Origin of the sequence: Bradyrhizobium sp. BLXBL-01, assembly GCF_051853025.1 — a bacterium.
Taxonomy (GTDB): Bacteria; Pseudomonadota; Alphaproteobacteria; order Rhizobiales; family Xanthobacteraceae; genus Bradyrhizobium.
Window position 1 is genome coordinate 971,192 of sequence record NZ_CP182471.1, and the last position, 24,569, is coordinate 995,760.

At 65.5% G+C, this 24,569-nt stretch carries 29 protein-coding genes and 1 pseudogene; 23 read left to right on the forward strand and 7 right to left on the reverse strand.

The window, feature by feature from the left end:
- Positions 1-3 precede the first annotated feature (3 nt).
- From ACNJYA_RS04530 to ACNJYA_RS04560, 7 genes and pseudogenes are all read left to right on the forward strand, one after another.
- Positions 4-1,118: pseudogene (locus ACNJYA_RS04530) on the forward strand (carbon-phosphorus lyase complex subunit PhnI).
- Positions 1,115-2,011 (forward strand): alpha-D-ribose 1-methylphosphonate 5-phosphate C-P-lyase PhnJ, encoded by an 897-nt coding sequence (locus ACNJYA_RS04535; protein ID WP_212259529.1) that lies wholly within the window; start codon positions 1,115-1,117, stop codon positions 2,009-2,011. The pseudogene ACNJYA_RS04530 and the gene ACNJYA_RS04535 overlap by 4 nt, the downstream one beginning before the upstream one ends.
- Positions 2,004-2,801 carry a phosphonate C-P lyase system protein PhnK gene (gene phnK / locus ACNJYA_RS04540; protein WP_439402110.1) on the forward strand — a complete coding sequence of 266 codons (798 nt, stop codon included), beginning with the start codon at positions 2,004-2,006 and terminating at the stop codon, positions 2,799-2,801. The genes ACNJYA_RS04535 and phnK overlap by 8 nt, the downstream gene beginning before the upstream one ends.
- A gap of 22 nt (positions 2,802-2,823) precedes the next feature.
- Complete coding sequence (gene phnL / locus ACNJYA_RS04545; RefSeq protein WP_439402112.1) at positions 2,824-3,522, forward strand: phosphonate C-P lyase system protein PhnL; 699 nt, start codon at positions 2,824-2,826, stop codon at positions 3,520-3,522.
- A 12-nt stretch (positions 3,523-3,534) separates the two neighbouring features.
- Positions 3,535-4,683 (forward strand): alpha-D-ribose 1-methylphosphonate 5-triphosphate diphosphatase, encoded by a 1,149-nt coding sequence (locus ACNJYA_RS04550; protein ID WP_439402113.1) that lies wholly within the window; start codon positions 3,535-3,537, stop codon positions 4,681-4,683.
- Complete coding sequence (gene phnN / locus ACNJYA_RS04555; RefSeq protein WP_439402114.1) at positions 4,680-5,291, forward strand: phosphonate metabolism protein/1,5-bisphosphokinase (PRPP-forming) PhnN; 612 nt, start codon at positions 4,680-4,682, stop codon at positions 5,289-5,291. Before ACNJYA_RS04550 ends, phnN begins: the two co-directional genes overlap by 4 nt.
- Positions 5,292-5,303: 12 nt before the next feature.
- The gene (locus ACNJYA_RS04560; RefSeq protein ID WP_439402115.1) at positions 5,304-5,915 is read left to right on the forward strand and encodes a pyridoxamine 5'-phosphate oxidase family protein; all 612 of its coding nucleotides are present in this window, start codon (positions 5,304-5,306) and stop codon (positions 5,913-5,915) included.
- Between the two features lie 175 nt (positions 5,916-6,090).
- On the opposite strand, the gene ACNJYA_RS04565 is transcribed toward ACNJYA_RS04560, so the two are convergent.
- On the reverse strand, positions 6,091-6,822 hold the full coding sequence (locus tag ACNJYA_RS04565; RefSeq protein ID WP_439402116.1) for an SDR family NAD(P)-dependent oxidoreductase: 732 nt from the start codon (positions 6,820-6,822) through the stop codon (positions 6,091-6,093).
- Between the two features lie 150 nt (positions 6,823-6,972).
- Here ACNJYA_RS04565 and ACNJYA_RS04570 point away from each other — a divergent pair, with 150 nt between their 5' ends.
- Genes ACNJYA_RS04570 through ACNJYA_RS04580 form a run of 3 tightly spaced genes read left to right on the forward strand, consistent with a single transcriptional unit; the run spans position 6,973 to position 8,402 of the window.
- Positions 6,973-7,146, forward strand: coding sequence for a hypothetical protein (locus ACNJYA_RS04570; protein ID WP_439402117.1), 174 nt, complete (start codon positions 6,973-6,975; stop codon positions 7,144-7,146).
- A 59-nt stretch (positions 7,147-7,205) separates the two neighbouring features.
- A complete protein-coding gene (locus ACNJYA_RS04575; RefSeq protein WP_172785169.1) occupies positions 7,206-7,427 on the forward strand; it encodes a hypothetical protein in 222 nt (73 codons plus the stop codon).
- A 21-nt stretch (positions 7,428-7,448) separates the two neighbouring features.
- Complete coding sequence (locus tag ACNJYA_RS04580) at positions 7,449-8,402, forward strand: aliphatic sulfonate ABC transporter substrate-binding protein (RefSeq protein WP_439365565.1); 954 nt, start codon at positions 7,449-7,451, stop codon at positions 8,400-8,402.
- Positions 8,403-8,416: 14 nt separating this feature from the next.
- On the opposite strand, the gene ACNJYA_RS04585 is transcribed toward ACNJYA_RS04580, so the two are convergent.
- The 4 genes from ACNJYA_RS04585 to ACNJYA_RS04600 all read right to left on the reverse strand — a co-directional run bounded on the left by ACNJYA_RS04585 (position 8,417) and on the right by ACNJYA_RS04600 (position 12,133).
- Positions 8,417-8,920, reverse strand: a complete 504-nt coding sequence (locus tag ACNJYA_RS04585; protein WP_260381904.1) for a DUF6496 domain-containing protein — start codon at positions 8,918-8,920, stop codon at positions 8,417-8,419.
- 68 nt (positions 8,921-8,988) lie between these two features.
- Entirely contained in the window at positions 8,989-9,771 is a 783-nt protein-coding gene (locus tag ACNJYA_RS04590) for an alpha/beta fold hydrolase (RefSeq protein WP_439402118.1), read from the reverse strand.
- 4 nt (positions 9,772-9,775) lie between these two features.
- On the reverse strand, positions 9,776-11,071 hold the full coding sequence (locus tag ACNJYA_RS04595; protein WP_439402119.1) for an O-acetylhomoserine aminocarboxypropyltransferase: 1,296 nt from the start codon (positions 11,069-11,071) through the stop codon (positions 9,776-9,778).
- Positions 11,072-11,332: 261 nt separating this feature from the next.
- Positions 11,333-12,133 (reverse strand): IclR family transcriptional regulator, encoded by an 801-nt coding sequence (locus ACNJYA_RS04600; RefSeq protein ID WP_212259518.1) that lies wholly within the window; start codon positions 12,131-12,133, stop codon positions 11,333-11,335.
- Positions 12,134-12,265: 132 nt separating this feature from the next.
- Here ACNJYA_RS04600 and ACNJYA_RS04605 point away from each other — a divergent pair, with 132 nt between their 5' ends.
- Genes ACNJYA_RS04605 through ACNJYA_RS04630 form a run of 6 tightly spaced genes read left to right on the forward strand, consistent with a single transcriptional unit; the run spans position 12,266 to position 16,879 of the window.
- Complete coding sequence (locus tag ACNJYA_RS04605) at positions 12,266-13,228, forward strand: Bug family tripartite tricarboxylate transporter substrate binding protein (RefSeq protein ID WP_439365568.1); 963 nt, start codon at positions 12,266-12,268, stop codon at positions 13,226-13,228.
- A gap of 3 nt (positions 13,229-13,231) precedes the next feature.
- On the forward strand, positions 13,232-13,849 hold the full coding sequence (locus ACNJYA_RS04610) for a flavin reductase family protein (protein ID WP_439365569.1): 618 nt from the start codon (positions 13,232-13,234) through the stop codon (positions 13,847-13,849).
- A gap of 52 nt (positions 13,850-13,901) precedes the next feature.
- A complete protein-coding gene (locus tag ACNJYA_RS04615) occupies positions 13,902-14,762 on the forward strand; it encodes a fumarylacetoacetate hydrolase family protein (protein ID WP_439365570.1) in 861 nt (286 codons plus the stop codon).
- Between the two features lie 3 nt (positions 14,763-14,765).
- Positions 14,766-15,569: a 2-oxo-hept-4-ene-1,7-dioate hydratase gene (hpaH, locus tag ACNJYA_RS04620; protein ID WP_439367412.1), complete on the forward strand. Its 804-nt coding sequence runs from the start codon at positions 14,766-14,768 to the stop codon at positions 15,567-15,569.
- Between the two features lie 25 nt (positions 15,570-15,594).
- The gene (locus tag ACNJYA_RS04625; protein ID WP_439402120.1) at positions 15,595-15,990 is read left to right on the forward strand and encodes a RidA family protein; all 396 of its coding nucleotides are present in this window, start codon (positions 15,595-15,597) and stop codon (positions 15,988-15,990) included.
- 13 nt (positions 15,991-16,003) lie between these two features.
- Positions 16,004-16,879, forward strand: coding sequence for an amidohydrolase family protein (locus tag ACNJYA_RS04630; RefSeq protein WP_439402121.1), 876 nt, complete (start codon positions 16,004-16,006; stop codon positions 16,877-16,879).
- 30 nt (positions 16,880-16,909) lie between these two features.
- Here ACNJYA_RS04630 and ACNJYA_RS04635 read toward each other — a convergent pair whose 3' ends face one another.
- Both ACNJYA_RS04635 and ACNJYA_RS04640 read right to left on the reverse strand, forming a co-directional pair.
- On the reverse strand, positions 16,910-17,638 hold the full coding sequence (locus tag ACNJYA_RS04635; RefSeq protein ID WP_212259512.1) for a helix-turn-helix transcriptional regulator: 729 nt from the start codon (positions 17,636-17,638) through the stop codon (positions 16,910-16,912).
- A gap of 141 nt (positions 17,639-17,779) precedes the next feature.
- Positions 17,780-18,787, reverse strand: a complete 1,008-nt coding sequence (locus ACNJYA_RS04640) for an LLM class flavin-dependent oxidoreductase (RefSeq protein ID WP_439402122.1) — start codon at positions 18,785-18,787, stop codon at positions 17,780-17,782.
- Between the two features lie 484 nt (positions 18,788-19,271).
- Here ACNJYA_RS04640 and ACNJYA_RS04645 point away from each other — a divergent pair, with 484 nt between their 5' ends.
- The 7 genes from ACNJYA_RS04645 to ACNJYA_RS04675 all read left to right on the forward strand — a co-directional run bounded on the left by ACNJYA_RS04645 (position 19,272) and on the right by ACNJYA_RS04675 (position 24,320).
- Positions 19,272-20,471, forward strand: coding sequence for a hypothetical protein (locus ACNJYA_RS04645; protein ID WP_439402123.1), 1,200 nt, complete (start codon positions 19,272-19,274; stop codon positions 20,469-20,471).
- 3 nt (positions 20,472-20,474) lie between these two features.
- The gene (locus tag ACNJYA_RS04650; protein WP_260381913.1) at positions 20,475-20,759 is read left to right on the forward strand and encodes a hypothetical protein; all 285 of its coding nucleotides are present in this window, start codon (positions 20,475-20,477) and stop codon (positions 20,757-20,759) included.
- 70 nt (positions 20,760-20,829) lie between these two features.
- Positions 20,830-21,375 carry a hypothetical protein gene (locus ACNJYA_RS04655; RefSeq protein ID WP_212259508.1) on the forward strand — a complete coding sequence of 182 codons (546 nt, stop codon included), beginning with the start codon at positions 20,830-20,832 and terminating at the stop codon, positions 21,373-21,375.
- 12 nt (positions 21,376-21,387) lie between these two features.
- Positions 21,388-22,149 (forward strand): metalloprotease, encoded by a 762-nt coding sequence (locus ACNJYA_RS04660; RefSeq protein WP_172785154.1) that lies wholly within the window; start codon positions 21,388-21,390, stop codon positions 22,147-22,149.
- Positions 22,150-22,276: 127 nt separating this feature from the next.
- Positions 22,277-22,780 carry a Twin-arginine translocation pathway signal gene (locus ACNJYA_RS04665; protein ID WP_212259507.1) on the forward strand — a complete coding sequence of 168 codons (504 nt, stop codon included), beginning with the start codon at positions 22,277-22,279 and terminating at the stop codon, positions 22,778-22,780.
- Between the two features lie 13 nt (positions 22,781-22,793).
- Complete coding sequence (locus ACNJYA_RS04670; RefSeq protein ID WP_439402124.1) at positions 22,794-23,432, forward strand: ferric reductase-like transmembrane domain-containing protein; 639 nt, start codon at positions 22,794-22,796, stop codon at positions 23,430-23,432.
- A gap of 99 nt (positions 23,433-23,531) precedes the next feature.
- The gene (locus ACNJYA_RS04675) at positions 23,532-24,320 is read left to right on the forward strand and encodes a class I SAM-dependent methyltransferase (protein WP_212259506.1); all 789 of its coding nucleotides are present in this window, start codon (positions 23,532-23,534) and stop codon (positions 24,318-24,320) included.
- The last annotated feature ends 249 nt before the right edge of the window (positions 24,321-24,569 follow it).

A 24,569-nucleotide genomic window follows, 5' to 3' on the forward strand; every position in this document is an offset into this window, starting at 1 on the left:
AGCATGTATGTCGCAGTCAAAGGCGGCGAACGCGCCATCGAGAACGCCCATCGCCTGCTCGCGCATAAGCGGCGTGGCGACGAAAGCGTTGCGGAAATCGCCCTCGACCAGATCTCGGAGCAGCTCGGTCTTGCCGTCGATCGCGTCATGAGCGAAGGCTCGCTCTATGACCGCGAGCTCGCGGCGCTTGCGATCAAGCAGGCGCGCGGCGATTTGATCGAGGCGATCTTCCTGGTTCGCGCCTTTCGCGCCACGCTGCCGCGTTTCGGTGCCAGCGAGCCCGTCGACACCGGCGCGATGCGGGTGCAGCGGCGGGTGTCGGCGACCTTCAAGGACATTCCCGGCGGGCAGATTCTGGGTCCGACCTTCGACTACACGCACCGCCTGCTCGACCCTTCGCTCGCTGAGGGCTTCGTGCCGGAGACGCCGGCCGCGGCCGAAGCTTCGACCGCGCCGACCCCGCGCGTGACCGACATTCTCGGCCGCGACGGGCTGATCGAATCTTCGCCGGAGGCCGCGGACGGCGCCAGCGTCGGCGATCTCACCCGTGAGCCGCTGATTTCCCCGCGGATCGCGATTTGCGCCTGCAGAACCTTGCGCGCGGTGACGAAGGCTTTCTGCTCGCGATGGGCTATTCCACCCAGCGCGGCTACGGCCGCAACCATCCCTTTGTCGGCGAGATCCGCTTCGGTGAGGTCGAGGTCGACTTCGTCGCGGAAGACGTCGGCTTCGCCGTGCCGCTCGGCGCGATCGAGCTCACCGAGTGCCAGATGGTCAACCAGTTCAAGGGCTCGGCGACCGAGGCGCCGTGCTTCACCCGCGGCTATGGCCTCGCCTTCGGCCAGAGCGAGCGCAAGACCATGTCGATGGCGCTGGTCGATCGCGCGTTGCGCGCCCGTGAGCTCGGCGAGGAGGCGCTTGCCCCCGCGCAGGACGAAGAGTTCGTGATGTCGCATTCGGACAATGTCCAGGCAACCGGCTTCGTCGAGCACCTGAAGCTGCCGCATTATGTCGATTTCCAGTCCGAGCTCGGCCTCTTGCGCAAGCTGCGCCAAGAGTTCTCTAAAGCGTTCGCCGATGCCAACACGCCCGATGCCATGAAGGAGGCCGCGGAATGAACGCGCCCGCCTACAACTTCGCCTATCTCGACGAGCAGACCAAGCGCATGATCCGCCGCGCGATCCTGAAGGCAATCGCGATCCCCGGCTATCAGGTGCCGTTCGCCAGCCGCGAAATGCCGATGCCCTACGGCTGGGGCACCGGCGGCGTGCAGGTCACCGCCGCGATCCTCGGGCCCAAGGACGTGCTCAAGGTGATCGACCAGGGTTCGGACGACACCACCAACGCGATCTCGATCCGCAAATTCTTCGCCAAGACCGCGGGCGTTGCGACGACCACGGCGACGGACGAGGCAACCGTGATCCAGACCCGCCACCGCATCCCGGAGACGGCGCTATGTGCGAACCAGGTGCTGGTCTATCAGGTGCCGATCCCCGAGCCGTTGCGCTTCCTCGAGCCGCGCGAGACCGAGACGCGGCGCATGCACGCGCTCGCCGAATACGGCCTGATGCATGTGAAGCTCTACGAGGACATCGCCCGCTTCGGCCATATCGCCACCGCCTATGCCTATCCGGTGAAGGTGAACGCGCGCTACGTGATGGACCCGTCGCCGACGCCGAAATTCGACAATCCCAAGATGGACAATAGCCCGGCACTGCAATTGTTCGGCGCCGGCCGCGAGAAACGCATCTACGCGATCCCGCCCTATACGCAGGTGGTGTCGCTCGATTTCGAGGATCACCCGTTCGAGCCCTACCGCTTCAATGCGCCCTGCGCGCTGTGCGGGGCGGAGAATTCGTATCTCGACGAGATCGTGACCGACGACAAGGGCGGGCGCATGTTCGTCTGCTCGGACACCGATTATTGCGAGGGCCGCCAGGCCGCCGGCCACCACGGCAGCCTCAGTGCCGCGCCGTACAAGGAGAAGGCGCAGGAGGCCGCGAATGGCTGATCACAATTTGCTCGACAACGACGAGCCGCTGCTGGTCGCAACATCCCTCAGCAAGTCGTTCGGCCGCATCAATGCCTGCCGCGACGTGTCGTTTTCGCTCTATCCCGGCGAGGTGCTGGCGATCGTCGGCGAATCCGGCTCGGGCAAGTCGACGCTGCTGCAGATGCTGTCGGGCCAGCTCACGCCGACCGCGGGCCGCGTCTCGTACCGGATGCGCGACGGCGTCACCCGCGATCTCGCCACGCTGGGCGAGGCCGAACGGCGCTTCCTGTTCCGCACCGATTGGGGTTTCGTGCACCAGGATCCCGCGCAGGGCCTGCGCATGGCGGTCTCCGCCGGCGCCAATGTCGGCGAGCGGCTGATGGCGGTGGGCTGGAATCATTACGGCCGCATCCGCGACACCGCCTCCGACTGGCTTACCCGCGTCGAGATCGACACAGCGCGCATCGACGATGCGCCGCGCACCTATTCCGGCGGCATGCGCCAGCGCCTCCAGATCGCCCGCAATCTCGTCACCGAGCCGCGGCTCGTATTCATGGACGAGCCGACCGGCGGACTTGACGTCTCGGTGCAGGCGCGCCTGCTCGACCTCCTGCGCAGCCTCGTCGCCGAGCTGAACCTCGCCGTAATCATCGTCACCCACGATCTCGCGGTGGCGCGCCTCCTGTCGCACCGCGTGATGGTGATGAAGGGCGGCCGCGTCATCGAGACCGGCCTGACCGATCAGGTGCTCGACGATCCGCGCGAACCCTATACCCAGCTCCTCGTCTCCTCGATCCTGCCGCCATGAACCTTGCAATATGAGCCCTCCAATGACCGCCATGATCGACATCACCGACGCCGGCAAGACCTTTACGATGCACCTGCAGGGCGGCATCGAGCTGCCGGTGGTGCGCGGGGTGACCTTCCAGGCCAATCCCGGCGAGTGCGTCGTGCTGTCCGGCCCATCCGGCGCCGGCAAATCGTCGATCCTGAAGATGATCTTCGGCAATTATCGCTGCGACAGCGGCCGGATCGGTATCCGCCATCGCGGTGGGGTGGTCGATCTCGCCACCGCCGAGCCGCGTCAGGTGCTCAATATCCGCCGTTCCACCATCGGCTATGTCAGCCAGTTCCTGCGGGCCGTGCCGCGGGTTGCGACCATCGACGTCGTCGCGGAGCCGCTGATCGTGAACGGCATGAGCCGGGCCGACGCACAGGCGCGCGCCGGCGAATTGCTGCATCGTCTCAACATCCCCGAGCGACTTTGGCAGCTGCCGCCCGCGACCTTCTCCGGCGGCGAGCAGCAGCGCGTCAACATCGCGCGCGGCTTCATCTCGGACCTGCCGATCCTGCTGCTGGACGAGCCGACCGCCTCGCTGGATGCCGCCAATCGCGCCGTGGTGATCGAGCTGGTCGCTGAAAAGAAACATCAGGGCGTCGCCATGGTCGCCATTGTCCATGACGACGAAATCCGTCATCTGATTGCCGACCGCATCGTTGACGTCACCAGCTTTGCCGCCGCGGCCTGAAGGAACTGGGAAATGAAGAAGGAATCCATGATCGCCAATGCCAGGATCGTGCTGGCTGACCGGGTGATCGAGCAGGGTTGGCTCGCGCTTGCCGACGGCCGCATCGCGGAGGTCGGCGAGGGGAGGGCGCCCGCGGGCGCCGAGGATGCCGGCGGCGATCTGATCATGCCCGGCCTGATCGAGCTCCACACCGATCATCTCGAAGCGCATTACGTGCCGCGGCCAAAGGTGTTCTGGAATCCGGTCGCCGCCGTCATCTCCTATGACGGCCAGCTTGCGACCTCGGGCATCACCACCGTATTCGATTCGCTCCGGGTCTGGCGCGAGGACGGCGCCGAGGAGGTCGATGGCCGCGCCGGCGTGCTCGCCGCCGCGATCACCAATGCGCGCGAGGCCAACCTGCTGCGCGCCGATCACTTCCTGCATCTGCGCTGCGAGATCCCGATGCCGAGCGTGGTCGAGGAAGCCAAGGAGCTGATCGACCGTCCGGACGTCAAGCTGATGTCGCTGATGGACCACACACCCGGCCAGCGCCAGTTCCGCGACGAGGTCAAGCTGCGCGACTATTATCGCGGCAAGGGCGGCGGCAAGACCGATGCCGAGCTCGACGAATTGTTCGCAAAGCGTTTCGAATATCAGAGGCTCTATGCCGCGGTGAACATGCGCGAGATCGTGGCGCTGGCGCATGAGTACAACATTCCGCTGGCGAGCCACGACGATACCACCGAGGAGAACGTCGCGGACGCCGTGCGCGACCGCGTCTCGGTCGCGGAATTCCCGACTACGCTGGAGGCCGCACGCGGCCTGCACCAGGCCGGCATCGACATCCTGATGGGCGCGCCGAACGTGGTGCGCGGCGGCTCGCACTCCGGCAACATCGCCGCGGTCGATCTCGCGCGCGAAGGCCTGCTCGACATCCTGTCGTCGGATTATATCCCGTCGAGCCTTCTGATGGCCGCGCTGCAATTACCCGAGCATGTGCCCGCGATCAGCCTTCCGGCAGCGGTTCGCACGGTGACGAAGGCGCCCGCCGAGGCGGTCGGCCTCACCGACCGCGGCGAGGTCGCGACAGGCAAGCGCGCCGATTTGATCCGCGTCCATGTCGCAGGCCACGTTCCCGTGGTCCGCAGCGTCTGGCGCGAAGGACACCGCGTCGCATGAGCGAAATGGTGACGACGGCGCAGGGCGAGGCGGGTGCGATCGGCCCCGGCCGGCTTGTGCTCGTGGTCGGCCCCAGCGGCGCCGGCAAGGATACCTTGCTGCGGCTGGCGCAAGCAGCCTGCAGCGACGATCCCGACATCGTCTTCCCGCGCCGCATCGTGACGCGTGCGTCCTCGGCCGATGAAGACAATATCGCGGTCAGCCCCGACGAATTCCGCCGCGCGCGCGAGCACGGCGACTTCGCCGTGCACTGGGAAGCGCATGGGCATTCCTATGCACTGCCGCTCGAGATCAACGACGACATCCGCGCGGGCCGCACCATCGTCGTCAACGTCTCGCGCACCGTGATCGAAGCCTTGCGCCGGGCCTATGCCGAGGTCGTGGTGGTCGCGATCACGGCGCCGCCGGACGTATTGGCGCAGCGGCTTGCCGCGCGCGCCCGGAAAAGCGACGGCGACATCGCCGAGCGGCTGTCGCGCAGCGTCGACGACGCGTCGGCGCAGGCGGATGTCACCATTCTCAATGCCGGCAGCGCGGATTATCACAGCCGCCAGCTGGTGCGCGTGATCAGGAATCAAGGCTGGCAAGACGAGTTGTCGGCGCGATAGAGAGAGTGTGGGATGACGGTGATCGAAACGATCGAACAGCTGGAAGCCATCTATGGCGCCACCAATGACGCCTCGACCGTGAAAGTCGCCGACCACGTCACCCCGCTCTACCGCATCTTCATCGAGAAGGCGCCGTTCGCCGCGCTCGCCACCATCGGGCCCGAGGGAATCGACTGCTCTCCGCGCGGCGATCTGCCCGGCTTCGTCCGCATCCACGACCCCAAGACGCTGATGCTGCCCGACCGCCGCGGCAACAACCGGGTCGATTCCTTGCGCAATATCGTGCGCGACCCGCGCGTGTCGTTGATGTTCCTGATTCCCGGCTCCGGCAATGCGGTGCGGGCCAACGGCCGCGCGCATCTGTCGATCGATCCGGAGCTGCTGGCCTCGTTCAAGGTCGAGGGCAAGGCGCCGCGCAGCGTCATGGTGATGAACGTGGACGAGATCTACTTCCAATGCGCCCGCGCCATCGTCCGCGCCGACCTCTGGAATCCCGACAAGCGCGTCGATCCGAAGACGTTGCCGACGCCGGGGCAAATTCTTGCGGAGATGAGTGACAACAAGGTCGGCGGTGCGGAGTACGACCGCGCCTGGCCGGAACGGGCGGCGGCAACGATGTGGTGAGTTCCTTCTTCCCCTCTCCCCTTGTGGGAGAGGGTGGCTCGCCGCGAAGCGGCGAGACGGGTGAGGGGTCTCCATCCTCACGAAGAGTGTTGCGCGCGGATAGATACCCCTCATCCGGCGCTTCGCGCCACCTTCTCCCACAAGGGGAGAAGGAAGAAGAGCCCGCCGCTCCGCTTCAATTAAACGCCATCCCGCCGCTCAGCGCGATGGTCTGTCCGGTCATGTAGGCATTGTCGACCAGCAGCATCACGGCCTTCGCCACCTCATCCGCCGTGCCGAAGCGGCCGAGCGGGATGCGGCCGACGAGCTGGAGCTGGCCGCTCATCATGTCGGTCTCGATCAGCGATGGCGCCACGGCGTTGACGGTGATGCCCTCCTTCACCAGCCGCGCCGCATAGCCGCGCGTCAGGCCCTCCATGCCTGCCTTTGACGCATTGTAGTGCGGGCCGATCGAGCCCGCACCGCGCGCGGCACCCGAGGAGATGTTGACGATGCGGCCCCATGCCCGCGCGCGCATCGATGGCAGCACCGCTTGCGTGCACAGGAAAGCGGATTTCAGGTTGACCAGGATGGTGCGGTCGAAATCGTCCTCGGTGAGATCGTCGACGCCGCGCGTGATCGCAATGCCGGCATTGTTGACGAGGATGTCGATCGGCCCGAGCCCGGCCGTGACACGCTCGACCATATCAGCCACGGCTTCGCGCTGCGAGACGTCGGCGGCGACCACGATGGCGCGGCCGCCCTGCTTGCCGATCTCGCCCGCCAGCTGCTCGGCTTGCCCGATTCTCTCGCGGCAGTTGATCGCAACCGCTGCACCTGCTTCGGCCAATGCATGACAGACGGCGGCGCCAATTCCGCGCGAGCCGCCGGTCACGAGCGCCGTGCGCCCCTTCAGAGCATCCGCCATGCCTGGAACCTCCCATATCATTGGCGTTGGGAGCGTATCATGCCGGCCGCTTGCGTGTGTTGAACTCATCGCGAGATGAATCCGTCTGTCCGTGCTTGCGGCGAGAGAAGCGCCCCAGCGCGCGCGCCGCAAATATGGATAGCCATTTCATTGACCAATCGTGCCAACCGCTCGATATTCGGAGCGTCGAAACTGCTCCTCGAGCCCAAGCCGCACCATGAGAACCGATCGCCAGCGCAATCAGAACGACATGCATGCGTGCATGACGCGGCGCTGTTTCTCGGCGGCCACGGGCGCCTGTTGTTGCTGCTGACCGTTTCCTAGCAGCACCTCACACCGAAAATCCCAAGACAGGAACGCCGAACTTCGGCGAACGAGCAGTCATGTCCCAGATCCAGTCGAACGCCTACATCATCGAGATCCACGACCGCGCCGCCGGCATCATCACGCGTGATGAGCGCGGCTTCCGCTTCTTCTCCTCCGAGCGCCTGTTCGACAGCCTCGAAGGCCGCCAGTTCCGTTCGGCCCGCGAGGCCGAGCGCGCCGCCCGTGCGGTGTTCTCCGAGCGTGGCCGTCGCGCGAGCTCGCAACTTTTCGCCAACTGATCCCACCGAAAGGACCGCGTTATGATCAATCGACGACACATTCTGGCTACGACGCTGTTGCTTGCGACGGCCCTGGCTGTACCCGCCCACGCCGAGGACAAGCCGGCGGAAATCCGCATCGGCACGCAGAAGGGCGGTTTTTTCCCGGCGGTGCGCCAGCGCCAGACTCTGGAAAACGCCTTCAAGCCGCTCGGCATCGAGATCAAGTGGATCGACTTCCAGTTCGGTCCGCCGCTGCTGGAGGCCATCAATGTCGGCAGCGTCGATTTCGGCTATGTCGGCGACTCCCCGCCGATCTTCGCGCAGGCCGGCGGCGCCAAGATCCGCTACGTCGCTGCGGTGAAATCCGACGGCAACACCCAGGCGATCATCGTGCCGAAGGATTCGCCGATTCGCTCGCTCGCCGATCTCAAGGGCAAGCGCGTCGCCTTCGGCAAGGGATCGAGCGCGCATAATCTGCTGGTCGCCGCGCTCGAAAAGGCCGGCCTGTCCTGGTCCGACATCACGCCTGCGCCGCTCGCCCCGGCCGATGCGACGGCAGCCTTCGTCAAGGGCTCGGTCGATGCCTGGTCGATCTGGGATCCCTATCTGGCGCTCGCCGAATTGAAGGAGAGCGCGCGCGTGATCGCCTTCGACAAGGACGTGCACAAGCCGAATGCGTTCTACATCGCCAACACGGATTTCGTCGATAAATTTCCTTCGCTGGTCGCCAAGCTCAACACCACCTTCGCGTCCGAAGGCGTCTGGGCCAACGAACACCACGAGGACGTCGCCAAAGCCCAGGCAGACGCGACCGGCGTTGACATCGAGGCCGTCAGGCGTTTCGTGGATCGCTCCAACTTCCGCGTAGTGCCGCTCGACGCCGAGGTGGTCAGGAGCCAGCAAGCGGTCGCCGATCGCTTCGCAAAGCTGGGCCTGATCCCGAAGCCGGTCAACGTCTCCGACATCGTCTGGAAATGGACGCCGGGTTCTTGAACCGGCGCGACTGATCAGCTCCGGCGGCGCGCCCTGGTGCGCGCCGCCTTCTTGGCGGCAGCGGAGCGGACCTTGGCGCCTTTGGTGCGGCTCGCCTTCCGCGCCGTGGCCGAGCGGGACGCTGCGGTTCGGCGGCTTGCGGCTCGCTTGGCCTGTTTCGACAGCGCACTGCGCGATGCGGTCGATCGCGGCTCCTTCTTCAGGACGTTCGTGACGGCGCGCGATACTTTCGGCCTCCGCTTCGGCGTCCGTTTGCCCTGGCCGACCTCATAGGCATATTTGGCGCTGCGCCGCGTCGCCTTCTTGGTGCGTCCCTTGCGCGGTGGCGGCAGATCGACGCCGGCCCGGCGCGCCTCGGACAGGCCGATCGCGATCGCCTGCTTGGTCGAGCGCGCGCCGTGCTTGCCCTTGCGGATCCTGTCGATCTCGTCCTTGACGAATTCGCCGGCCTGCGTGCTGGCCGACTTGCCGGCGCGCTTGTCTTGCCTCGCTTTGCGAATGACTTCCTGTCTCGGCATGGTCTAGTTCCCCTTCTAGAGTGAGAGGGATGTCTGACCGCAACGCGCAAGACGGAAGATCGATCCGTTTAGTTCCGCAGCGCCGCCAGCAACTCGTCCGGCCGCTCGGCCATGATCATGTGGCCGGCGCCGGGCACCACGACGGTCTTTGCATGCGGGATCGCGGCGGCGAGCGCCTTGCCCGCCTTGGCCGGCGTCATCATGTCCTTTTCGCCCAGGATCAGCGTCGTCGGCACCTTCACGCTCGCTGCAGCGGCAAGCGCATTCGTATAGGAGTTGCAGGCCGACAAATCCCTGAACAGCACGCCCGGCTCGCATGCCCTGAGCACCGCCTGCGCGCCGCCATGCATCCACAGGCCCGGCGCCAGGCTGCCGCCGAGCTCCGCGTTGAAGCCGAGGCCCCAGATCGAGACCATGTCGTTGGCATCCTGCGAGTTGGCTTCGGCGGCCTTCAGGAGATCCGGACCCACCGTCATGGTCGCGGCAGTACCGATCAGGCTCAGCGCTGAGACCTTGTCCGGATGCCGCGCCGCCGTTTCCAGCGAGATCAGCGATCCCATGGAGTGGCCGATCAGATGCGCCTTCGCAGCTCCCGCCGCTTCGAGCAGCGCTGCTGTCCAGTCGGCCATCTCCGCGATGCTGCCGAGTGAAGGCCCAGTAGAGCGGCCGTGGCCGGGTAGGTCGGGCGCCAGAACGGAAAAACCGTGATGGGCGAACCAGCGCGTGTGCAGCGCCCAGGTTGAATGGTCGAAGCCGGCGCCGTGGATGAAGGCGACCGCGGGCAGGGATTTGTCGAAGTCGCGGCCGCCGGTTGCGACAAACACATCGGTGCCGTTGACGGAGAGCTTCATGATGTCAGGCCTTTTGCGAGATGCGCAGCGCTTGATTGAGGTCGTCGATGATGTCGCTTGCGGTCTCGATGCCGACCGAGAGCCGCACCAGCTCCTCGCCGATGCCGGCCGTCTTGAGCTGCTCGGCATCCATCTGCTGATGCGTAGTCGAGGCCGGATGGATCACCAGCGTCTTGGCATCGCCGACATTGGCGAGATGGCTGATCATGCGCAAGCTCTCGATGAATTTGCGCCCGGCGGGGCGCCCGCCCTTGATGCCGAAGGACACGATCGAGCCGGCGCCGCGCGGCAGCAGCGTCTTTGCCAGCTGGTAGTCCGTGTGATCCTCGAGCGAGGGATGCAGCACCCAGTCCACCGCCTTGTTGGCCTTCAGCGCTTCCAGCACCAGATGCGTGTTGTGTATATGCCGGTCCATGCGCACGCCGAGGGTCTCGACGCCCTGGAGCAGCTGGAATGCGTTGGTCGGCGACAGGCAGGCGCCGAAATCGCGCAGGCCTTCCGTGCGGGCGCGCATGATGAAGGCGGCCGTGCCGAACTGCTCGTCGAAGACGATGCCGTGATAACCGCCATAGGGTTCCGTCAGCACGCCGAACTTGCCCGATGCGCGCCAGTCGAAGCGGCCGCCGTCGACGATGGCGCCGCCGATCGCGATGCCGTGGCCGCCGATCCATTTGGTCGCCGAATGCATGACGATGTCGGCACCCAGCTCGATCGGGCGGCTGAGATAGGGCGTGGCGAAGGTGTTGTCGATCAGCAGCGGAATCTTTGTCTCATGCGCGATCGCCGCAACCTTGGGAATGTCGAGCACCTCGAGCCCGGGATTGCCGATGGTCTCGCCTATCACGAGCCTCGTGCTCGGCTTGATCGCCGACCGGAACGCGTCGAGATCGCGCGGTTTCACGAACGTCGTGGTGATGCCGAAGCGCGGCATCGTGTGCGCCAGCAGGTTGATGGTGCCGCCATAGAGCGAGCTCGACGCCACGATGTGGTCGCCGGCATTGAGCAGCGTGGCGATCGCCAGATGCAGCGCCGCCTGGCCGCTGGCCGTGCAGATCGCGCCGACGCCGCCTTCGAGCGCGGCGAGCCGTTCCTCCAGCACGCCGGTGGTCGGATTGGAGATGCGGGTATAGATGTGGCCGGCGCGTTCGAGATTGAACAGCGCCGCGGCGTGGTCGGAATCCTGGAACACGTAGGACGTGGTCTGGTAGATCGGCACCGCCCGGGCGCCGGTCGTGGGATCCGGATGCTGGCCCGCATGCAGGCTCAGGGTCTCGAAGGCAGGCGGTTTCGGCGCGGGCATGCGTGGCCTCGTTGGGCGGTCGGTGATGGCGGCCGTTGTGCCATAAAACGGTGTGCCAAGTCAGCCCATTGACAGCGCGACAGCGGCAGTGCGCCCCCTCGCCCCGTTCTTACGGGGAGAGAGGGTTGGGGTGAGGGGCTGCCTCCGCGAAAACGGTGGCAGTTAGACTCGCGGAGAGTCCCCCTCACCCGGAATTCAAGCTTCGCTCGAATTCCGGCCTCTCCCCGCAAGCGGGGAGAGGCGAAGAAGCGGCTCGCAGCGCTAGCCCCCGATCGCCTGCTCGATGATCCGGGCTTCCCGCAGCAAGATCTCCGCGACCTCCTGCTCGCGGCGGGGGCCGAGCCGCGTGCGAACGGCGGAGACTGTCATCGCCGCAGCCGGTTGGCCGTCCGGCGTCTTGATCCAGGTGGAGATCGATTTCGTCCCCTGCACCAGGCCGGTCTCTCTCAGGCCGTATCCGAGGCGCCGTGCGGCGGTGACCTCACCGAGCACGGTCGCGACGTCGGTCCGGTAGGCCTCGAACCGCTTCTCGTTCGCCGCGACGATCCTTCGTGCCTCCTGCGCCGGCATCGCGGCGAGGATGACAACGCCCGCGCTGGAGACGCCGAGCGGTCGCCGCGCGCCGACCTCGATCGACAGCACCTGGATCGGATAGACCCCGATCCGGCGATCGACGCACAGCGTGTCGTTGCCGGTGCGCACGGTCAGGAACAGCGTGTCGCCGATCTCGGCAGACGCGCGCTGGAGCGATGGCGTTGCGGCGACCAAGAGCCGCGAGGGCCGCGGGCGCGCCAGCGCCAGCTCCGGCACCTGGTTGCCGATCGCGTAGCGGCCGCTCCTGCCATGCCGCTCGACGATGCCTTCCTCGATCAGCACGTGGACGATGCGATGCACGGTTGGGCGGGTGAGGCCCGTGGTGCGGACCACCTCGGCCAATGGCACACCGTCCTCGCGCCCCGCGGCAAGAATGCGCAGCACCGCGAGCGCGCGCCGGATCGCCTGCGCGCCTTGTCGCGGTTCCACGGCGCTGCGGGCGAGTTTCGTTGCACGTCTCTTGTCCATAATATGGACAAGAACGCCACAATTCCCTCGACAGGGCAAGCGCGCATCTGGAGATTGCCCTCCGATCGGGATGCCATGCACGAAAGTCATCGGCGCCCGATATGGAATTGGAAGCGCCGCCGGGAGGTTAACATGCGATTAATCTGGATTGCCATAGCCGTTACTGCGATGCTGGCCGGGCCCGCGTTGGGCCAGCAATGGCCGGCGCGCAACGTCAAGCTGATCGTGCCCTATCCCGCCGGCGGCAACGTCGACAGCGCCGCGCGCATCGTCGCCGACAAGCTCCAGGAAAAGCTCGGCCAACCCTTCGTCATCGAGAACAAGGCCGGCGCCGGCGGCATGATCGCGGGCGAAGCCTTCGCCAAGTCGGCGCCCGACGGCTACACGCTGTTCGTCGGCGCCAACGGCCCGGTGCTGTTCGCAACCGAGATCAACAAGCGCGACGCCTATAATTGGAAGAAGGACTTTCTCCCGATCTCGACGATCTCGATGACGCCGCTGGTGCTCGAGGTCCATCCGTCGGTGCAGGCGACCACGTTCAAGGAGTTTCTCGATCTCGCCAAGCGCGAGCCCGGCAAGCTGACCATGGCTTCGCCCGGCCCCGGCACCACCAACCATCTGCTCAGCGAGCTGATGCAGTCCAGCCTCGGGCTGCAATGGGTCACGGCGCATTACCGCGGCAACGCGCCGGCGATCAACGATCTCCTGGGCGGCCAGGTGCAGTTCGCGTTCGACCAGCTCACGGTCAGTCTCCAGCACATCAAGGCCGGCCTGTTCCGTCCGCTCGCCGTCACCAGCCCGCACCGATTGAAGTCGCTGCCAGATGTGCCGACCTTCGCAGAGCTCGGTTACAAGGACTTCGACGGCCAGACCTTCACCGGCCTGTTCGCGCCGGCAGGCACGCCGGCGCCCATCGTCGAGAAGCTGCACGAGACGCTGGTCGCGATTCTCAAAGACCCCGCCGTGATCGACAAGTTCGAAAAACTCGGCGGCGAAGCCACGCCGATGACGCCGGACGAATTCAAGGCCTATCTCGAGCGCGAGGACGCCAAGTGGATTCCGGTGGTGCGCAAGGCCAATATCAGGGCGGATTGATCGATGCGGGTCGACCCCACCGAGCTCGGCGCCGACCGCATCTACCGTCTGATGACCGGCATCGTGGTGCCGCGCCCGATCGCTTGGGTGACGAGCCTGTCAGCCACGGGCGTGCTCAATCTCGCCCCGTTCAGCGCCTTCACCTTCGTCTCGCAGAAGCCGCCGATGCTCGCCATCAGCGTCGGCCGCAAGGGCGCCGACTACAAGGACACCGCGCACAACATCCTCGATACCGAGGAATATGTGATCCACATCGCCGACACCCCGCTGATGCAGGCCTTGCACGACAGCTCCGTCGAGCATCCGCCTGAGGTCAGCGAGGTCGAGCATCTCGGGCTCGAAACGCTCCCTAGCGAGCGCATCAAGGTGCCGCGGCTCGCCGCCGCGCCGGTCGCGATGGAGTGCCGGTTCCGGCAGTGTCTCGAATTCGGTGACGCCAAGAGCCGGCTCATCGTCGGCGAGGTCGTGCTGTTCCATTTGCGCGATGGCCTCGTCAACGACGGCAAGGTCGAGACCAGGGCGCTCGACCCGATCGCGCGCATCGGCGGCCCGCGTTACGCCCGGCTCGGCGAGATCGTGACGCTCAACAGCGTGTTCCAGACTCCCAAATCGAAAGACTGAGCGCGCGGGGCTCATCGCCGGCCGCCGCCCCAAGATCATCGGAGGACATCCAATGCGACTGCTGAGCTATCTCCTGGACGGCGAGGCGCGCTATGGCGCGGCCGTGGACGGCGGCGTGGTCGATCTGACCAGGCGCGTCGGCCGCGACTATTCGGACGTGAAGGCGCTGATCGCGGCCAACGCACGCGCCGACGCGCAGGATGCCGTCGCGGGACAGAAGCCGGACCATGCGCTCGACCAGCTCGTCCTGCTGCCGCCGGTGCTGGCGCCGGAGAAGCTCTGGTGCATCGGCGTCAACTACGCCGAGCGCAATGCGGAATACAAAGACAATTCGGACCTGCCCAAATACCCCAGCCTGTTCGTGCGCAGCATGTCCTCGATATCAGGCTCCGGCCAGCCGATCGAGAAGCCCAAGGTTTCGGACCAGCTCGACTATGAAGGCGAGCTCGTCATCGTGATCGGGCAGGGCGGTCGCCACATTCCGCGCGAAAAAGCGTGGTCGCATATCTTCGGCATGACGCTGTGCAACGAGGGCACGATCCGCGACTGGCTGCGCCACGGCAAGTTCAACGTCACGCAGGGCAAGAACTTCGACCGCTCCGGCAGCATCGGCCCGTGGATCGTCACCGCGGACGAGCTCGACCCGCGTGGTCCCCACGACATCATCACGCGCGTCAACGGCGAGGTGAGGCAGCAGGACACCACCGAGCGGCTGATGTTCCCGTTCGACTTCCTGATCTCCTATCTCTCGACCTTCGCCACCCTCAAGCCCGGCGACATGATCGTGACGGGCACGCCGACGGGCGCGGGCGCGCGCTTTGATCCGCCGCGCTGGCTCAAGGCGGGCGACGTCGTCGAGGTCGAGTCGAGCCGCATCGGTGTGCTGCGCAACACGGTTGCCGCGGAGCAATAGATGATGCTGGATACCGCCACGATCGAACGCCTCGCCGCGCGCCTCGATGAAGTCGAGCGCACCAAATCGCTGATCCCGATGTTCACCAAGGAATATCCCGATTTCAGCATCGAGGACGCCTACGCCGTCCAGCGCGCCTGGACCAAGCTCCAGCTCGGCCGCGGCCGCATCATCAAGGGCCACAAGATCGGCCTGACCTCGAAGGCGATGCAGAACGCGGTCGGCATCAACGAGCCCGACTACGGTGTGCTGTTCGCCGACATGTTTTACGCCGATGCCACACCTGTTCCGTTCGACCGCTTTCACGCGCCAAGAATCGAGGTCGAGCTCGCCTTCGTGCTGAAGGCGCCGCTGCGCGGACCCGACTGCACCATCTTCGACGTGCTCAACGCCACCGACTACGTCACGCCCGCGCTGGAGATTCTGGAGACGCGCATGCACCGCGTCGACCCCGAAACGGGCAAGACGCGCAAGGTCATGGACACGATCTCGGACAACGCTGCGAATGCTGCGCTGGTGCTCGGCGGCCGGCCGATCCGCCCGATGGATGCGGATTTGCGCTGGATCGGCGCATTGCTGTTCCGCAATGGCGAGGTCGAGGAAACCGGGCTTGCCGCCGGCGTGCTCAATCACCCCGCCAACGGTATCGCCTGGCTCGCCAACCGCCTCGCGCCCCATGACGAACATCTCAAAGCCGGCGAGGTGGTGCTGGCGGGATCGTTCACGCGTCCGGTCGACATCCGCCGCGGCGACACCTTCCATGCCGACTACGGCGCATTCGGCTCCGTGTCATGCCAGTTCGTCTGAAACAATAACAAGCAGGGAGCGCACCATGAGTGGCCAAACGCGGCGCAAGAGCATCCACATCGGAGGCTTCAAGCACGTCAACCCGATTCCGAACGCCTGCCGCATCGGCAATCTCGTGATGTCGGGCGTCATCCTCGGCCGCGATCCCGCGACCAATGCGATGCCGGAAAGCCTGGATGCCCAATGCGCCAACATGTTCGCGCATATGAAGGCGACGGTGGAGGCCGCCGGCGGCACCGCCGACGACATCATCAAGATGACGGTGTGGCTGAAGGACCGCTCGCAGCGCGGACCCCTCAATGTCGAATGGCTAAAAATGTTTCCGGACGAGCATTCGCGCCCCGCACGCCACGCGCTGCCGATGGACAACATGGATGGCGGCGCGCTGGTGCAGTGCGACTTCACCGCCGTGATCGATTGAGGAGCTCTAGCGCATGCCGACCTATCTGCCGTTCGACCCCAACCCGCGCCGTCCGATCAAGGCGCCGCCGCCAAAGACCATCGACAGCCAGTTCCACGTGCTGGGTCCGATCGAGAAATACCCGGAACGTCCCGGCGCCGCCTATCGGATGCCGACCGCGACCTGGGAAGCGGCGCTGCGCATGCACAAGGCGCTCGGCATCGAGCGCGGCATCATCGTGCAGACCACGACCTATGGCGCCGACCATGCCGTCGTGCTCGACGGGCTCAAAGCGATGGGCCCGAACTATCGCGGCTGCGCCAATGCGCTGGTGTTCGCGGAAGCCAGCGACTCCTATCTCGCCAAGCTGCACGACGCCGGCGTGCGCGGCGCCCGCTTCAGCTTCCGCCAGGAACTCGGCGCGGTGCTGTCGGACGCCGATTTCGCCTGCGCCATCGCCCGCATCCGCGAGCTCGGCTGGTACGTCAAGATCCAGCCGGAGAAGGACGGCATCGTCTCCAGCGTCGCCAAATACGAGAACCTCGACGTGCCCGTGCTGATCGACCACATGGCGCGGCCTGACCCTGAGGCCGGCAGGAACGATCCGAACCTGCGCAAGATGCTGGAGCTGCTGGCCAAGGGCAATTTCTGGGTGATGCTCTCGCTCGGCGAGAAGACCTCGAAGGCCGGTGCGCCTTACGACGACGTGATCCCGATCGCGCGCGCCTATATCGAGGCCGCCCCCGATCGCTGCGTCTGGGCCAGCGACTGGCCGCATCCGGTCTCGGTGAAGCAGCCGCCGAACGATGCCGATCTGCTCGAGCTAATGTACCGCTACGCGCCGGACCAGGCGGAGCTGGAGAGGATTTTGGTCCGCAATCCGGCCAAGCTGTTCGGCTTTGCCGACTGATCGGCTCCGGTCGCGATCGGCCATTCACGCTCAGGGCGAGATGATCCGGTCGCGCATGGCGATCATCACGGCCTGCGTGCGGGTGGCTGCGCCGAGCTTCTTGCAGCAGCTGTTGATGTGCGCCTTCACGGTGCGTACCGTAATGGTCAAGGCGTCGGCGATCTCGTCGCTGGATCGCCCGACGGCCGCGAGCGTCAGCACCTCGCGCTCACGCGAGGACAGTACGAGCTGCGGAGCCTCGGGCCGGCCGCGCAGCGCCAGCACCCGGTCGAAGGCGTAAAGCGCCATGAGGTGGAGCGCGGGGAGATCGCGCTCCGGCAGGTCGATCTCGGCGCCGCCGAACCACACCTGGCCGGTGCGGCCCGCTGGCGAGATGACCGGGATCACCACGCCATCCACCATGCCGAAATCGCGGGCGCGTCGCACGAGCTCGACGGCGCGCGGCTCCCGTTCCGGATCGTACGGCGCTTCCCTGAACCAGCGGAACGGCTGAAGCGTTGTCCTGCAATGACGCAGCGCAGGATCGTGCCACACATACTGCGCTTCGGAATACATATCGAGAAAGCCGGCCGGCAACCGTTCGGCGAGAACCGCCTCGCGCGGCTGTTCGGTCGACAGCGGGGCGACATATGAAGTGCAGAAATAGTCGAAGCCGTGCTGGCCGAGCGTGCGGCTCATCGCATCCAGAATGCTCGCGGCGTCCGGGAGCTGCCGCACCGTCTCGACGAAATCGAATGCGCGACTGCGGACCACGTCCATCGGCGGCCTACGATCAGGCTTTGAGGGATCGGCGCTACGCTACCCTTCCAGGCACCGAGTGTAGGACGCCAAGGCCGCAACTGCAATCTGCGCGAATTTGCCACGCTCGGAGGGCATCGCCGACGTCCGGCCCCGGTGTGATCACCGGGCCGGCTGCGCCGCCAGGCGGTCGCGAATCTCTGCTGCGATCTCGAACGAGCGCAGCCGCGCGGCGTGGTCGTAGATCTGCCCCGTCGTCATCAATTCGTCCGCGCCGGTCTCGGCGATCAGCGCCTTCAGCTTCGCTTCGACCATATCGGGCGAGCCGACCGCGGAGCACGACAGCGACTGGCCGACCATGGCCTTCTCAGCCGGCGACCACAGCGCCTCCATGTCGTCCACCGGCGGCGGCAACGGGCCAGGCGTGCCGCGGCGCAAATTGATGAACTGCTGCTGCAGCGAAGAGAATATCCGCTGCGCCTCCGCGTCGCTCTCGGCCGCGAACACGTTGACGCCGACCATCGCATAGGGCTTGTCGAGCTGCGCCGAGGGCTCGAAGCGCGCGCGATATTCGCGCAGCGCCGGCATCATCATCTGCGGCGCGAAATGCGAGGCAAAGGCGAATGGCAGGCCGAGCATCGCCGCAAGCTGCGCGCCAAACGTGCTCGATCCCAAAATCCACAGCGGCACCTTGGTCCCCATGCCGGGCACGGCGCGGATCGCCTGGTTCGGCTGCACGTCGCCGAGCAGCGCCTGCAGCTCCAGCACGTCGTGCGGAAAGTTCTCGGACGTGGTGGCGAGGTCGCGCCGCAGCGCCCGCGCGGTGAACTGGTCGGTGCCCGGCGCCCGCCCGAGCCCGAGATCGATCCGTCCGGGATAAAGCGATTCCAGCGTGCCGAACTGCTCGGCGATGACCAGCGGCGAGTGGTTCGGCAGCATGATCCCGCCGGAGCCGACGCGGATCGTCTTCGTGCCCCCCGCGACGTGTCCGATCACCACCGACGTCGCCGCGCTGGCGATGCCCGTCATGTTGTGATGCTCGGCCAGCCAGAACCGCTTGAACCCCCACCTCTCCGCGTGCTGGGCCAGATCGAGCGAATTGCGGAAGGCCTGCGCCGCGTCGCCGCCTTGGCGAATGGGGGCGAGGTCGAGCACGGAGAAGGGGATCATGGGGAGAGGACCGGTGAGTGGATGCGCATTGGGCCTCACATGTAGTGCCCGTCGATGGGAATGTTAGCGCCGCCGCGCAACGGTCGACCATGTCGGTCAAGCATGGATGGATATGGATCGTATTGAAATAGCTGGCGTTTTCAGGCGTCTGGCAAGCGTCCCTGGCGTTGCCGCTGATGCGCGCTGGCAGGGCATCGGTGTGGAGCCTCAGCTCCCTCTCGCGGAGCAGGAACCTGCAGGCCAGCTACGGCACGACGGCGGTTGGGCCTGCGTGCGTCATTACGACCCGGCCCCCAGCCGCGCGGCAGGACCGCCAACTCCGGAATTGTGCGAATTGCCAGTGGCAACCATCGCGAGTTTCATGTTTAGTGACACGTATTGTTTGAAGGCCTGTTTTGTGAACGAAGCCGCATCCTGAGACGCGATTGATTGTCGATGGAGCGGCCATCGTGAGTGAGCACCAGTAAAGCTGGGTTCGCGGAAAATGTTTTGGCAAGGCGTCCTGGCCGCAGGGCTGCGCCGCACAATAGAGAGTTGGATCATGGGTGGTCCTCCGGGCGAAGTGGCTCCTCCGGCGAGCGGCACGCCTGCCCCGGCAAGGAACGGTTTCAAGACCTGGATTGTGGTGGCGGGCTTCATGGTTGTGGCAGCCGCGACATTCGCTTTGGTGCGTTGGGCCGAGACTGGCGAGCAGCCCAAGCTCTCGGTCGCAAAGCAATGGAACGAGGCGATCCAGAAACTCGGTTTCGAGCCGGTCTATCCACCCATCGAGGACATCCAGGTCGGCGATGTCTTTGCGATGATCTCCGACGACGCGGTCAGCGATTCGGCGACAGACGAGCCGTTCGCGGGGCGCTCCATCAAATTGCTGCATCTCGATATGACCTCGGAAATCGAGGACGCTTATCGGGCCGTCTATCAATTCCCCGCCACGAATGCCCGCCCCGACCATGACGGACAGGTCTGGCCGCAGACGGTCGCCACCGACTCGCTGTTTAAGCCGCCCGCGACCCGGACCACCCTTCCGCTCGTGCTGTTTCCGCGCTTCACCATCACCAATGTGAAGCGGGCAAGTGGCAGCGCCAGCGCGATGTCCCAGTTGTTGAGCGGCGGATTTGGTGCCGATGCAAGCTCGACCGAAACTGTCGAGGTCAGGTTTTCAGCCACCGAAACCTATGGTGTTCCGGCGGTGCCGGCGGAGCTTCGGCTGCTCGACTTCTGCGAAGATGACGCGACGAAAGGGTTCTGCACGCAGCAAGGGTTGCGCAAACAGCTTTCGATCCTGATCGGCAAGAGGATCGACGACAAGGTGAAGGATCGCAAGACTGGCGTTGAGCGGCCGCGCTTCTCGGTCGAGCTCGCGCTTGTCAGCCGCGTGTTCCTGGCACGCTCGATTCAAACCAGCATGGGCGAGGATGGCGGTACGCGGGGGAACGTGGGGGTGAACCAGCAGGCTGTATTGCCGGCGGCGGCCGCGCAGGCGGCCCCCGTGGCTGCAGGCGCGAGCGGCGACGGCAAGCCGCAATCCCCCGCTCCGACGCCGCAGGCTGGCCCGAACGGTGCGCTGGGCGGGGCGATCGCGTTCGAGCGCCGCGCGACGTCGAACGTGCTGTTGCCGGATACGCTGCTGCCGCGCCCGGTCGTGGTCGGTTTCAAGAGCGTTCGATTGAGGCCTGTGGAGTGAAGGATGAGCACACGCAAGACACTGATGCTGGCCAGTCTGGCGTTGATCGCGTTTCAGCTGCCTCGCGCTGAGTTGTTCAGCCGGATCGCCGAAGGCTGCACCTGCGACCGAAGCAAGATGGCGTGCAGGATCCAATGCTCCGACATTGGGTCGGGATCCGGCACGGGCGGCGGGTCGAGTACGTTCAGGATTGCTCCTGATGTCGATCGTCCAGTCCCGGAGCGGCCGATCGTCGTGCCCTCGACGGTGCCGGATATCAGGAGTTCGACCGGGCAGATCAACAGGTGATCGGCTGACTGACCGATCGAGATGCCGGTGCATCTGGCGGCTTTGGCTTCGTAGTTTGGGGTGCAGGGGAATGCAGATGATGTCGAAGGGATCGATCCGGTTTTTGATCGCGGCCGTGTTGGCCTGCCTGCTTCAGACGCAGGGGACGCGGATCGCGGCGGCGCAGGCGGACCCGCGGCAAATCCTGACGGCCGTGATCCAGCAATTGCAGACAGGCACGCCGAACTGGACCTGGTACGGCCCGCAGCTCTGGCAGACGATCGCGATGCAGACGGGCAACAGCGGCGTCTACCCGCAACTGGTCCAACTCGGGCAGGTGACCAATGTCGTCCTGAACGGGCAGACCCAGCTCCCTGCGGGACCGGTCTATTCCTTGGTCGCGCAGCATCAGCAGGGCGTGTCGACCTGGCTGTTGGGCATCAGCCTCTATACCAACCGGATCGAATACGCGAACTTCAACATCGGCTCCACGCCCCAGTCCCTGCCGGCTCCACCCGTGCCGCTCCCGCAAACCGCGGCTCCAACTCCCGGAAGCGTGCCAAATCCGCCGGCGAATGCCCCGCCCCAGACAAGCGGCACCTCGGAGGCCTGCCGAAGATTTCCAAATCTCTGCTAGGGAGACATGCAGATGCTGACAAGAAGATGTTGCATCGGCTGCGGCCTTCTTCTCTTCGGCGGCATCGGCGCAGTGGCCGCCGACGCTCGCCACAATCCGGCCTATGGCTGCAGTCTGACCGCGAGCGAAGCCGGCAACATTCTCGGCAACAAGCCTGAGGGGCAGGGCGGCAGCGTGCGCGAGAGGCCGTCAATTCCCAAATCGGGCGACAAGGAATTCGACCGTGCGCTGGCAGAGACGCTGGTCCGGATTTCCGACTGTCTGAACGTCACGCCGAGCTTCGCCTATTTCGACGACTTCGACTCACCGAATGCGTTTGCATTGCGCGAGAAACGCGTGGCCGAGACCGATGGCACGGTGCTGTTCGGCCAACGACTCCTGAAGCAATTGATGGCCGACCCCGAGGCGGGAGATGCCGCGGTCGCCGGCATCTGCGCCCACGAGTTTGGACACGTGCTGCAGTGGAAGGTGGGGGTGGACGAAATTCTCCTCGAGGGGCAGCCCACCGTCAAACGGGTGGAACTGCATGCGGATTTCCTGGCCGGCTACTTCGCAGGTGTTCGCAAGTTGCAGCAATCGAGCTTCAATGCCGCCGCGATTGCGCTGACGCAATTCAACGCGGGCGACAACATGCTCAAGCACCCGAAACACCACGGCACCCCAGAGGAACGCGGCAAGGCGATCGTCAAGGGTTATCAGACCGGACACGACGACAGGAAGTCGCTGTTGGACGCCCTCAATATCGGCGAGAAGTTCGTCAAGAACAACTTCTGACGCGGCTCCATTTGCTTTCACAACAGCGTTATTGCGACCCGGGGCGCCCTTCATCGCAACTGGGCGTCTGGCGTCTGTTGCTGTAGTCTCTTTGGTGCCACTGCACTGCTCGCCCGGAGGAACCGACATGACCACGGTCGCACTCACCCGCCGCAATCTCCTCGTCGCTGGCGCCTCCGTCCTGACGACCGGTGTCTTGGCAACCGGCGGTTCCGGCCTCCTGCTGCCGGCCCGTGCCAGCGGCCTCGCGCCGACCGAGTCGATGTCGGGCGGCGCGAACAATTACCGCAAGGGCGCGGCGATCGTGGATCGCATCGGCAAGGGCGGTTTCTGGATGAGCGGCACCGTGCGCCGCGCCGGGGACGGAGCTCCGCTGGCCGGGCAGCGCATCCAGATCTGGGCGCACACGGTCGAAGGGCAGGAGCATGAGCCGCAGAGCCACGGCGCCACGCTCACCGACAAGGACGGCAAGTTCCGGCTGGAGATGCCGCAGATCATTCCGATCTTCGGCCAGCCGCACGGTCATCTCGCCTATGACAGCGGCGAGTTCAAGACGGTCTTCCTGCGGCCGGTGATGCGGAGCGCCAAGGAGACCAGCCTCGAGGCGCACTTCGTGCTGCAGCCGGCTTGAACCCGATTTGCAGATGAAGGGATGGAGATCGGCCCGGGCGCCCCTGATCTGGGCCGCCCTCGCCTTGGCGATCGGCGTGCCGGTCGCCGCTGCCGCAGCCAGCGAGCAGCTCGCCTGGCGCGGTCCTGTCTACATCCTCGCCGGTTTCGCCGGGATCATCGCCCTCGGTCTCGTGCTCGTGCAGCCTTTGCTGATCGGCGGCTACCTGCCGGGATTGTCGGCCTATCGCAACAGGCGCGCCCATCACTGGATCGGCGGCGCGCTTGCCCTGGCGATTGTGATCCACGTCGCCGGCCTCTGGGTCACCAGCCCGCCCGATATGATCGACGCGCTGACATTCTCGTCGCCGACGCCGTTCTCTCCCTTTGGCGTGACCGCGATGTGGGCCATCTTCATCGTTGCGCTCCTGGCTCTGTTGCGAAGGCCATTGGGCTTGCGGCCGCGAGCCTGGCGCATCATCCATATTCCCCTCGCCATCGTCATCGTCACGGGCAGCGTGATCCATTGTCTCCTGATCGAGGGAACGATGGAGACGATCTCCAAGGCGGCGCTTTGTGCGCTCGTCCTCGCGGCAACGGTGAAAGTCATGATTGACCTGAAGGTGTGGCGAAAGCGGCGGCTGCTGCGCAGCGAGGGCATTGCGCGACAGTAATCCGGCGGATCAGGTCAGCTTCGGGACTTCCCCCGTCCCATCTCTTGTGAGCAGAATGGCGCGCGCCAAGCATCGTCATCGGGCCGGGAGGATCTCGACATGGCAGAGCAGACCATTCACTTCGACGACGGTGCTGCCTACGAGCAGATGATGGGAATCTGGAGCCGGTTCGCCGGCGAGATATTCCTTGATTGGCTGGCACCTCCTCCCGGCTTGCGGTGGATCGACATCGGTTGCGGCAACGGCGCCTTCACCGAACTCCTGGTCGAGCGCTGCAGCCCCGTCGAGGTCCAGGGCATTGATCCCTCGGCAGAGCAGCTTGCCTTTGCGCGAACGCGACCTGCGGCGCGCGTGGCAAAGTTTCACCAGGGCGATGCGATGGCACTTCCTTTCGCCGATGGCAGCTTCGATGCGGCTGTGATGGCGTTGGTTCTCGTGTTCGTTCCGGATCCCGCCAGGGGCGTCAGCGAAATGGTGCGGGTCGTCGTCCCCGGCGGTACGGTCATGACGTATATGTGGGACATGTTGGGTGGCGGCTTTCCGCTCGACCCGATCTACGACGAGATGAAGGCGATGGGCATTCCGGCAACCCGCCCGCCACGGATGGACGCCTCTCGCATGGAAGCGTTGCGGGACCTGTGGCGAGGAGCAGGTCTCGAGGACGTGCAAACGCGAGAGATCACGGTGCAACGGACGTTTTCGGGTTTCGACGACTTCTGGGCAATCAGTCTGAAGTCCCCCGCGCTCCGGCCTGCCGTTGCCGCGATGAGGCCCGCAGACGTCGAGACGCTCATCGCGCGGGTGCGTGCGGCCCTGCCGGCGCATGCGGACGGTCGCATCACCTGCAGTGCGCGCGCACACGCGATCAGGGGGCGCCGGCCCAAATAGCCCGCATTGTGCAGGACGGGTAGAGCACTTCTCGAAACTCATCATCTCCGCCACCGAACGAGCCTGATGGGTTTCGCTTCGCGCGGCAGTGGACCAGAGTTGAGAGGCGAAAATCTCTCGCCGCGTCATTGCGAGGAGCTCTTGCGACGAAGCAATCCAGGCTGTTTCCGCGGGCACATTCCTGGATTGTTTCGCGGAGCCTGTCATCGGGCCGCGCTTCGCGCGGACCCGTTGGCTCACAATGACGGA

Excerpts from the sequence above, each read along its gene's own strand:
- ACNJYA_RS04535 (WP_212259529.1), top strand. The coding sequence starts at position 1,115 with ATGAACGCGCCCGCCTACAACTTCGCCTATCTCGACGAGCAGACCAAG.
- phnK (WP_439402110.1), top strand. The coding sequence starts at position 2,004 with ATGGCTGATCACAATTTGCTCGACAACGACGAGCCGCTGCTGGTCGCA.
- phnL (WP_439402112.1), top strand. The coding sequence starts at position 2,824 with ATGACCGCCATGATCGACATCACCGACGCCGGCAAGACCTTTACGATG.
- ACNJYA_RS04550 (WP_439402113.1), top strand. The coding sequence starts at position 3,535 with ATGAAGAAGGAATCCATGATCGCCAATGCCAGGATCGTGCTGGCTGAC.
- phnN (WP_439402114.1), top strand. The coding sequence starts at position 4,680 with ATGAGCGAAATGGTGACGACGGCGCAGGGCGAGGCGGGTGCGATCGGC.
- ACNJYA_RS04560 (WP_439402115.1), top strand. The coding sequence starts at position 5,304 with ATGACGGTGATCGAAACGATCGAACAGCTGGAAGCCATCTATGGCGCC.
- ACNJYA_RS04565 (WP_439402116.1), bottom strand. The coding sequence starts at position 6,822 with ATGGCGGATGCTCTGAAGGGGCGCACGGCGCTCGTGACCGGCGGCTCG.
- ACNJYA_RS04575 (WP_172785169.1), top strand. The coding sequence starts at position 7,206 with ATGTCCCAGATCCAGTCGAACGCCTACATCATCGAGATCCACGACCGC.
- ACNJYA_RS04580 (WP_439365565.1), top strand. The coding sequence starts at position 7,449 with ATGATCAATCGACGACACATTCTGGCTACGACGCTGTTGCTTGCGACG.
- ACNJYA_RS04585 (WP_260381904.1), bottom strand. The coding sequence starts at position 8,920 with ATGCCGAGACAGGAAGTCATTCGCAAAGCGAGGCAAGACAAGCGCGCC.
- ACNJYA_RS04590 (WP_439402118.1), bottom strand. The coding sequence starts at position 9,771 with ATGAAGCTCTCCGTCAACGGCACCGATGTGTTTGTCGCAACCGGCGGC.
- ACNJYA_RS04595 (WP_439402119.1), bottom strand. The coding sequence starts at position 11,071 with ATGCCCGCGCCGAAACCGCCTGCCTTCGAGACCCTGAGCCTGCATGCG.
- ACNJYA_RS04600 (WP_212259518.1), bottom strand. The coding sequence starts at position 12,133 with ATGGACAAGAGACGTGCAACGAAACTCGCCCGCAGCGCCGTGGAACCG.
- ACNJYA_RS04605 (WP_439365568.1), top strand. The coding sequence starts at position 12,266 with ATGCGATTAATCTGGATTGCCATAGCCGTTACTGCGATGCTGGCCGGG.
- ACNJYA_RS04610 (WP_439365569.1), top strand. The coding sequence starts at position 13,232 with ATGCGGGTCGACCCCACCGAGCTCGGCGCCGACCGCATCTACCGTCTG.
- ACNJYA_RS04615 (WP_439365570.1), top strand. The coding sequence starts at position 13,902 with ATGCGACTGCTGAGCTATCTCCTGGACGGCGAGGCGCGCTATGGCGCG.
- hpaH (WP_439367412.1), top strand. The coding sequence starts at position 14,766 with ATGCTGGATACCGCCACGATCGAACGCCTCGCCGCGCGCCTCGATGAA.
- ACNJYA_RS04625 (WP_439402120.1), top strand. The coding sequence starts at position 15,595 with ATGAGTGGCCAAACGCGGCGCAAGAGCATCCACATCGGAGGCTTCAAG.
- ACNJYA_RS04630 (WP_439402121.1), top strand. The coding sequence starts at position 16,004 with ATGCCGACCTATCTGCCGTTCGACCCCAACCCGCGCCGTCCGATCAAG.
- ACNJYA_RS04635 (WP_212259512.1), bottom strand. The coding sequence starts at position 17,638 with ATGGACGTGGTCCGCAGTCGCGCATTCGATTTCGTCGAGACGGTGCGG.
- ACNJYA_RS04640 (WP_439402122.1), bottom strand. The coding sequence starts at position 18,787 with ATGATCCCCTTCTCCGTGCTCGACCTCGCCCCCATTCGCCAAGGCGGC.
- ACNJYA_RS04645 (WP_439402123.1), top strand. The coding sequence starts at position 19,272 with ATGTTTTGGCAAGGCGTCCTGGCCGCAGGGCTGCGCCGCACAATAGAG.
- ACNJYA_RS04650 (WP_260381913.1), top strand. The coding sequence starts at position 20,475 with ATGAGCACACGCAAGACACTGATGCTGGCCAGTCTGGCGTTGATCGCG.
- ACNJYA_RS04655 (WP_212259508.1), top strand. The coding sequence starts at position 20,830 with ATGCAGATGATGTCGAAGGGATCGATCCGGTTTTTGATCGCGGCCGTG.
- ACNJYA_RS04660 (WP_172785154.1), top strand. The coding sequence starts at position 21,388 with ATGCTGACAAGAAGATGTTGCATCGGCTGCGGCCTTCTTCTCTTCGGC.
- ACNJYA_RS04665 (WP_212259507.1), top strand. The coding sequence starts at position 22,277 with ATGACCACGGTCGCACTCACCCGCCGCAATCTCCTCGTCGCTGGCGCC.
- ACNJYA_RS04670 (WP_439402124.1), top strand. The coding sequence starts at position 22,794 with ATGAAGGGATGGAGATCGGCCCGGGCGCCCCTGATCTGGGCCGCCCTC.
- ACNJYA_RS04675 (WP_212259506.1), top strand. The coding sequence starts at position 23,532 with ATGGCAGAGCAGACCATTCACTTCGACGACGGTGCTGCCTACGAGCAG.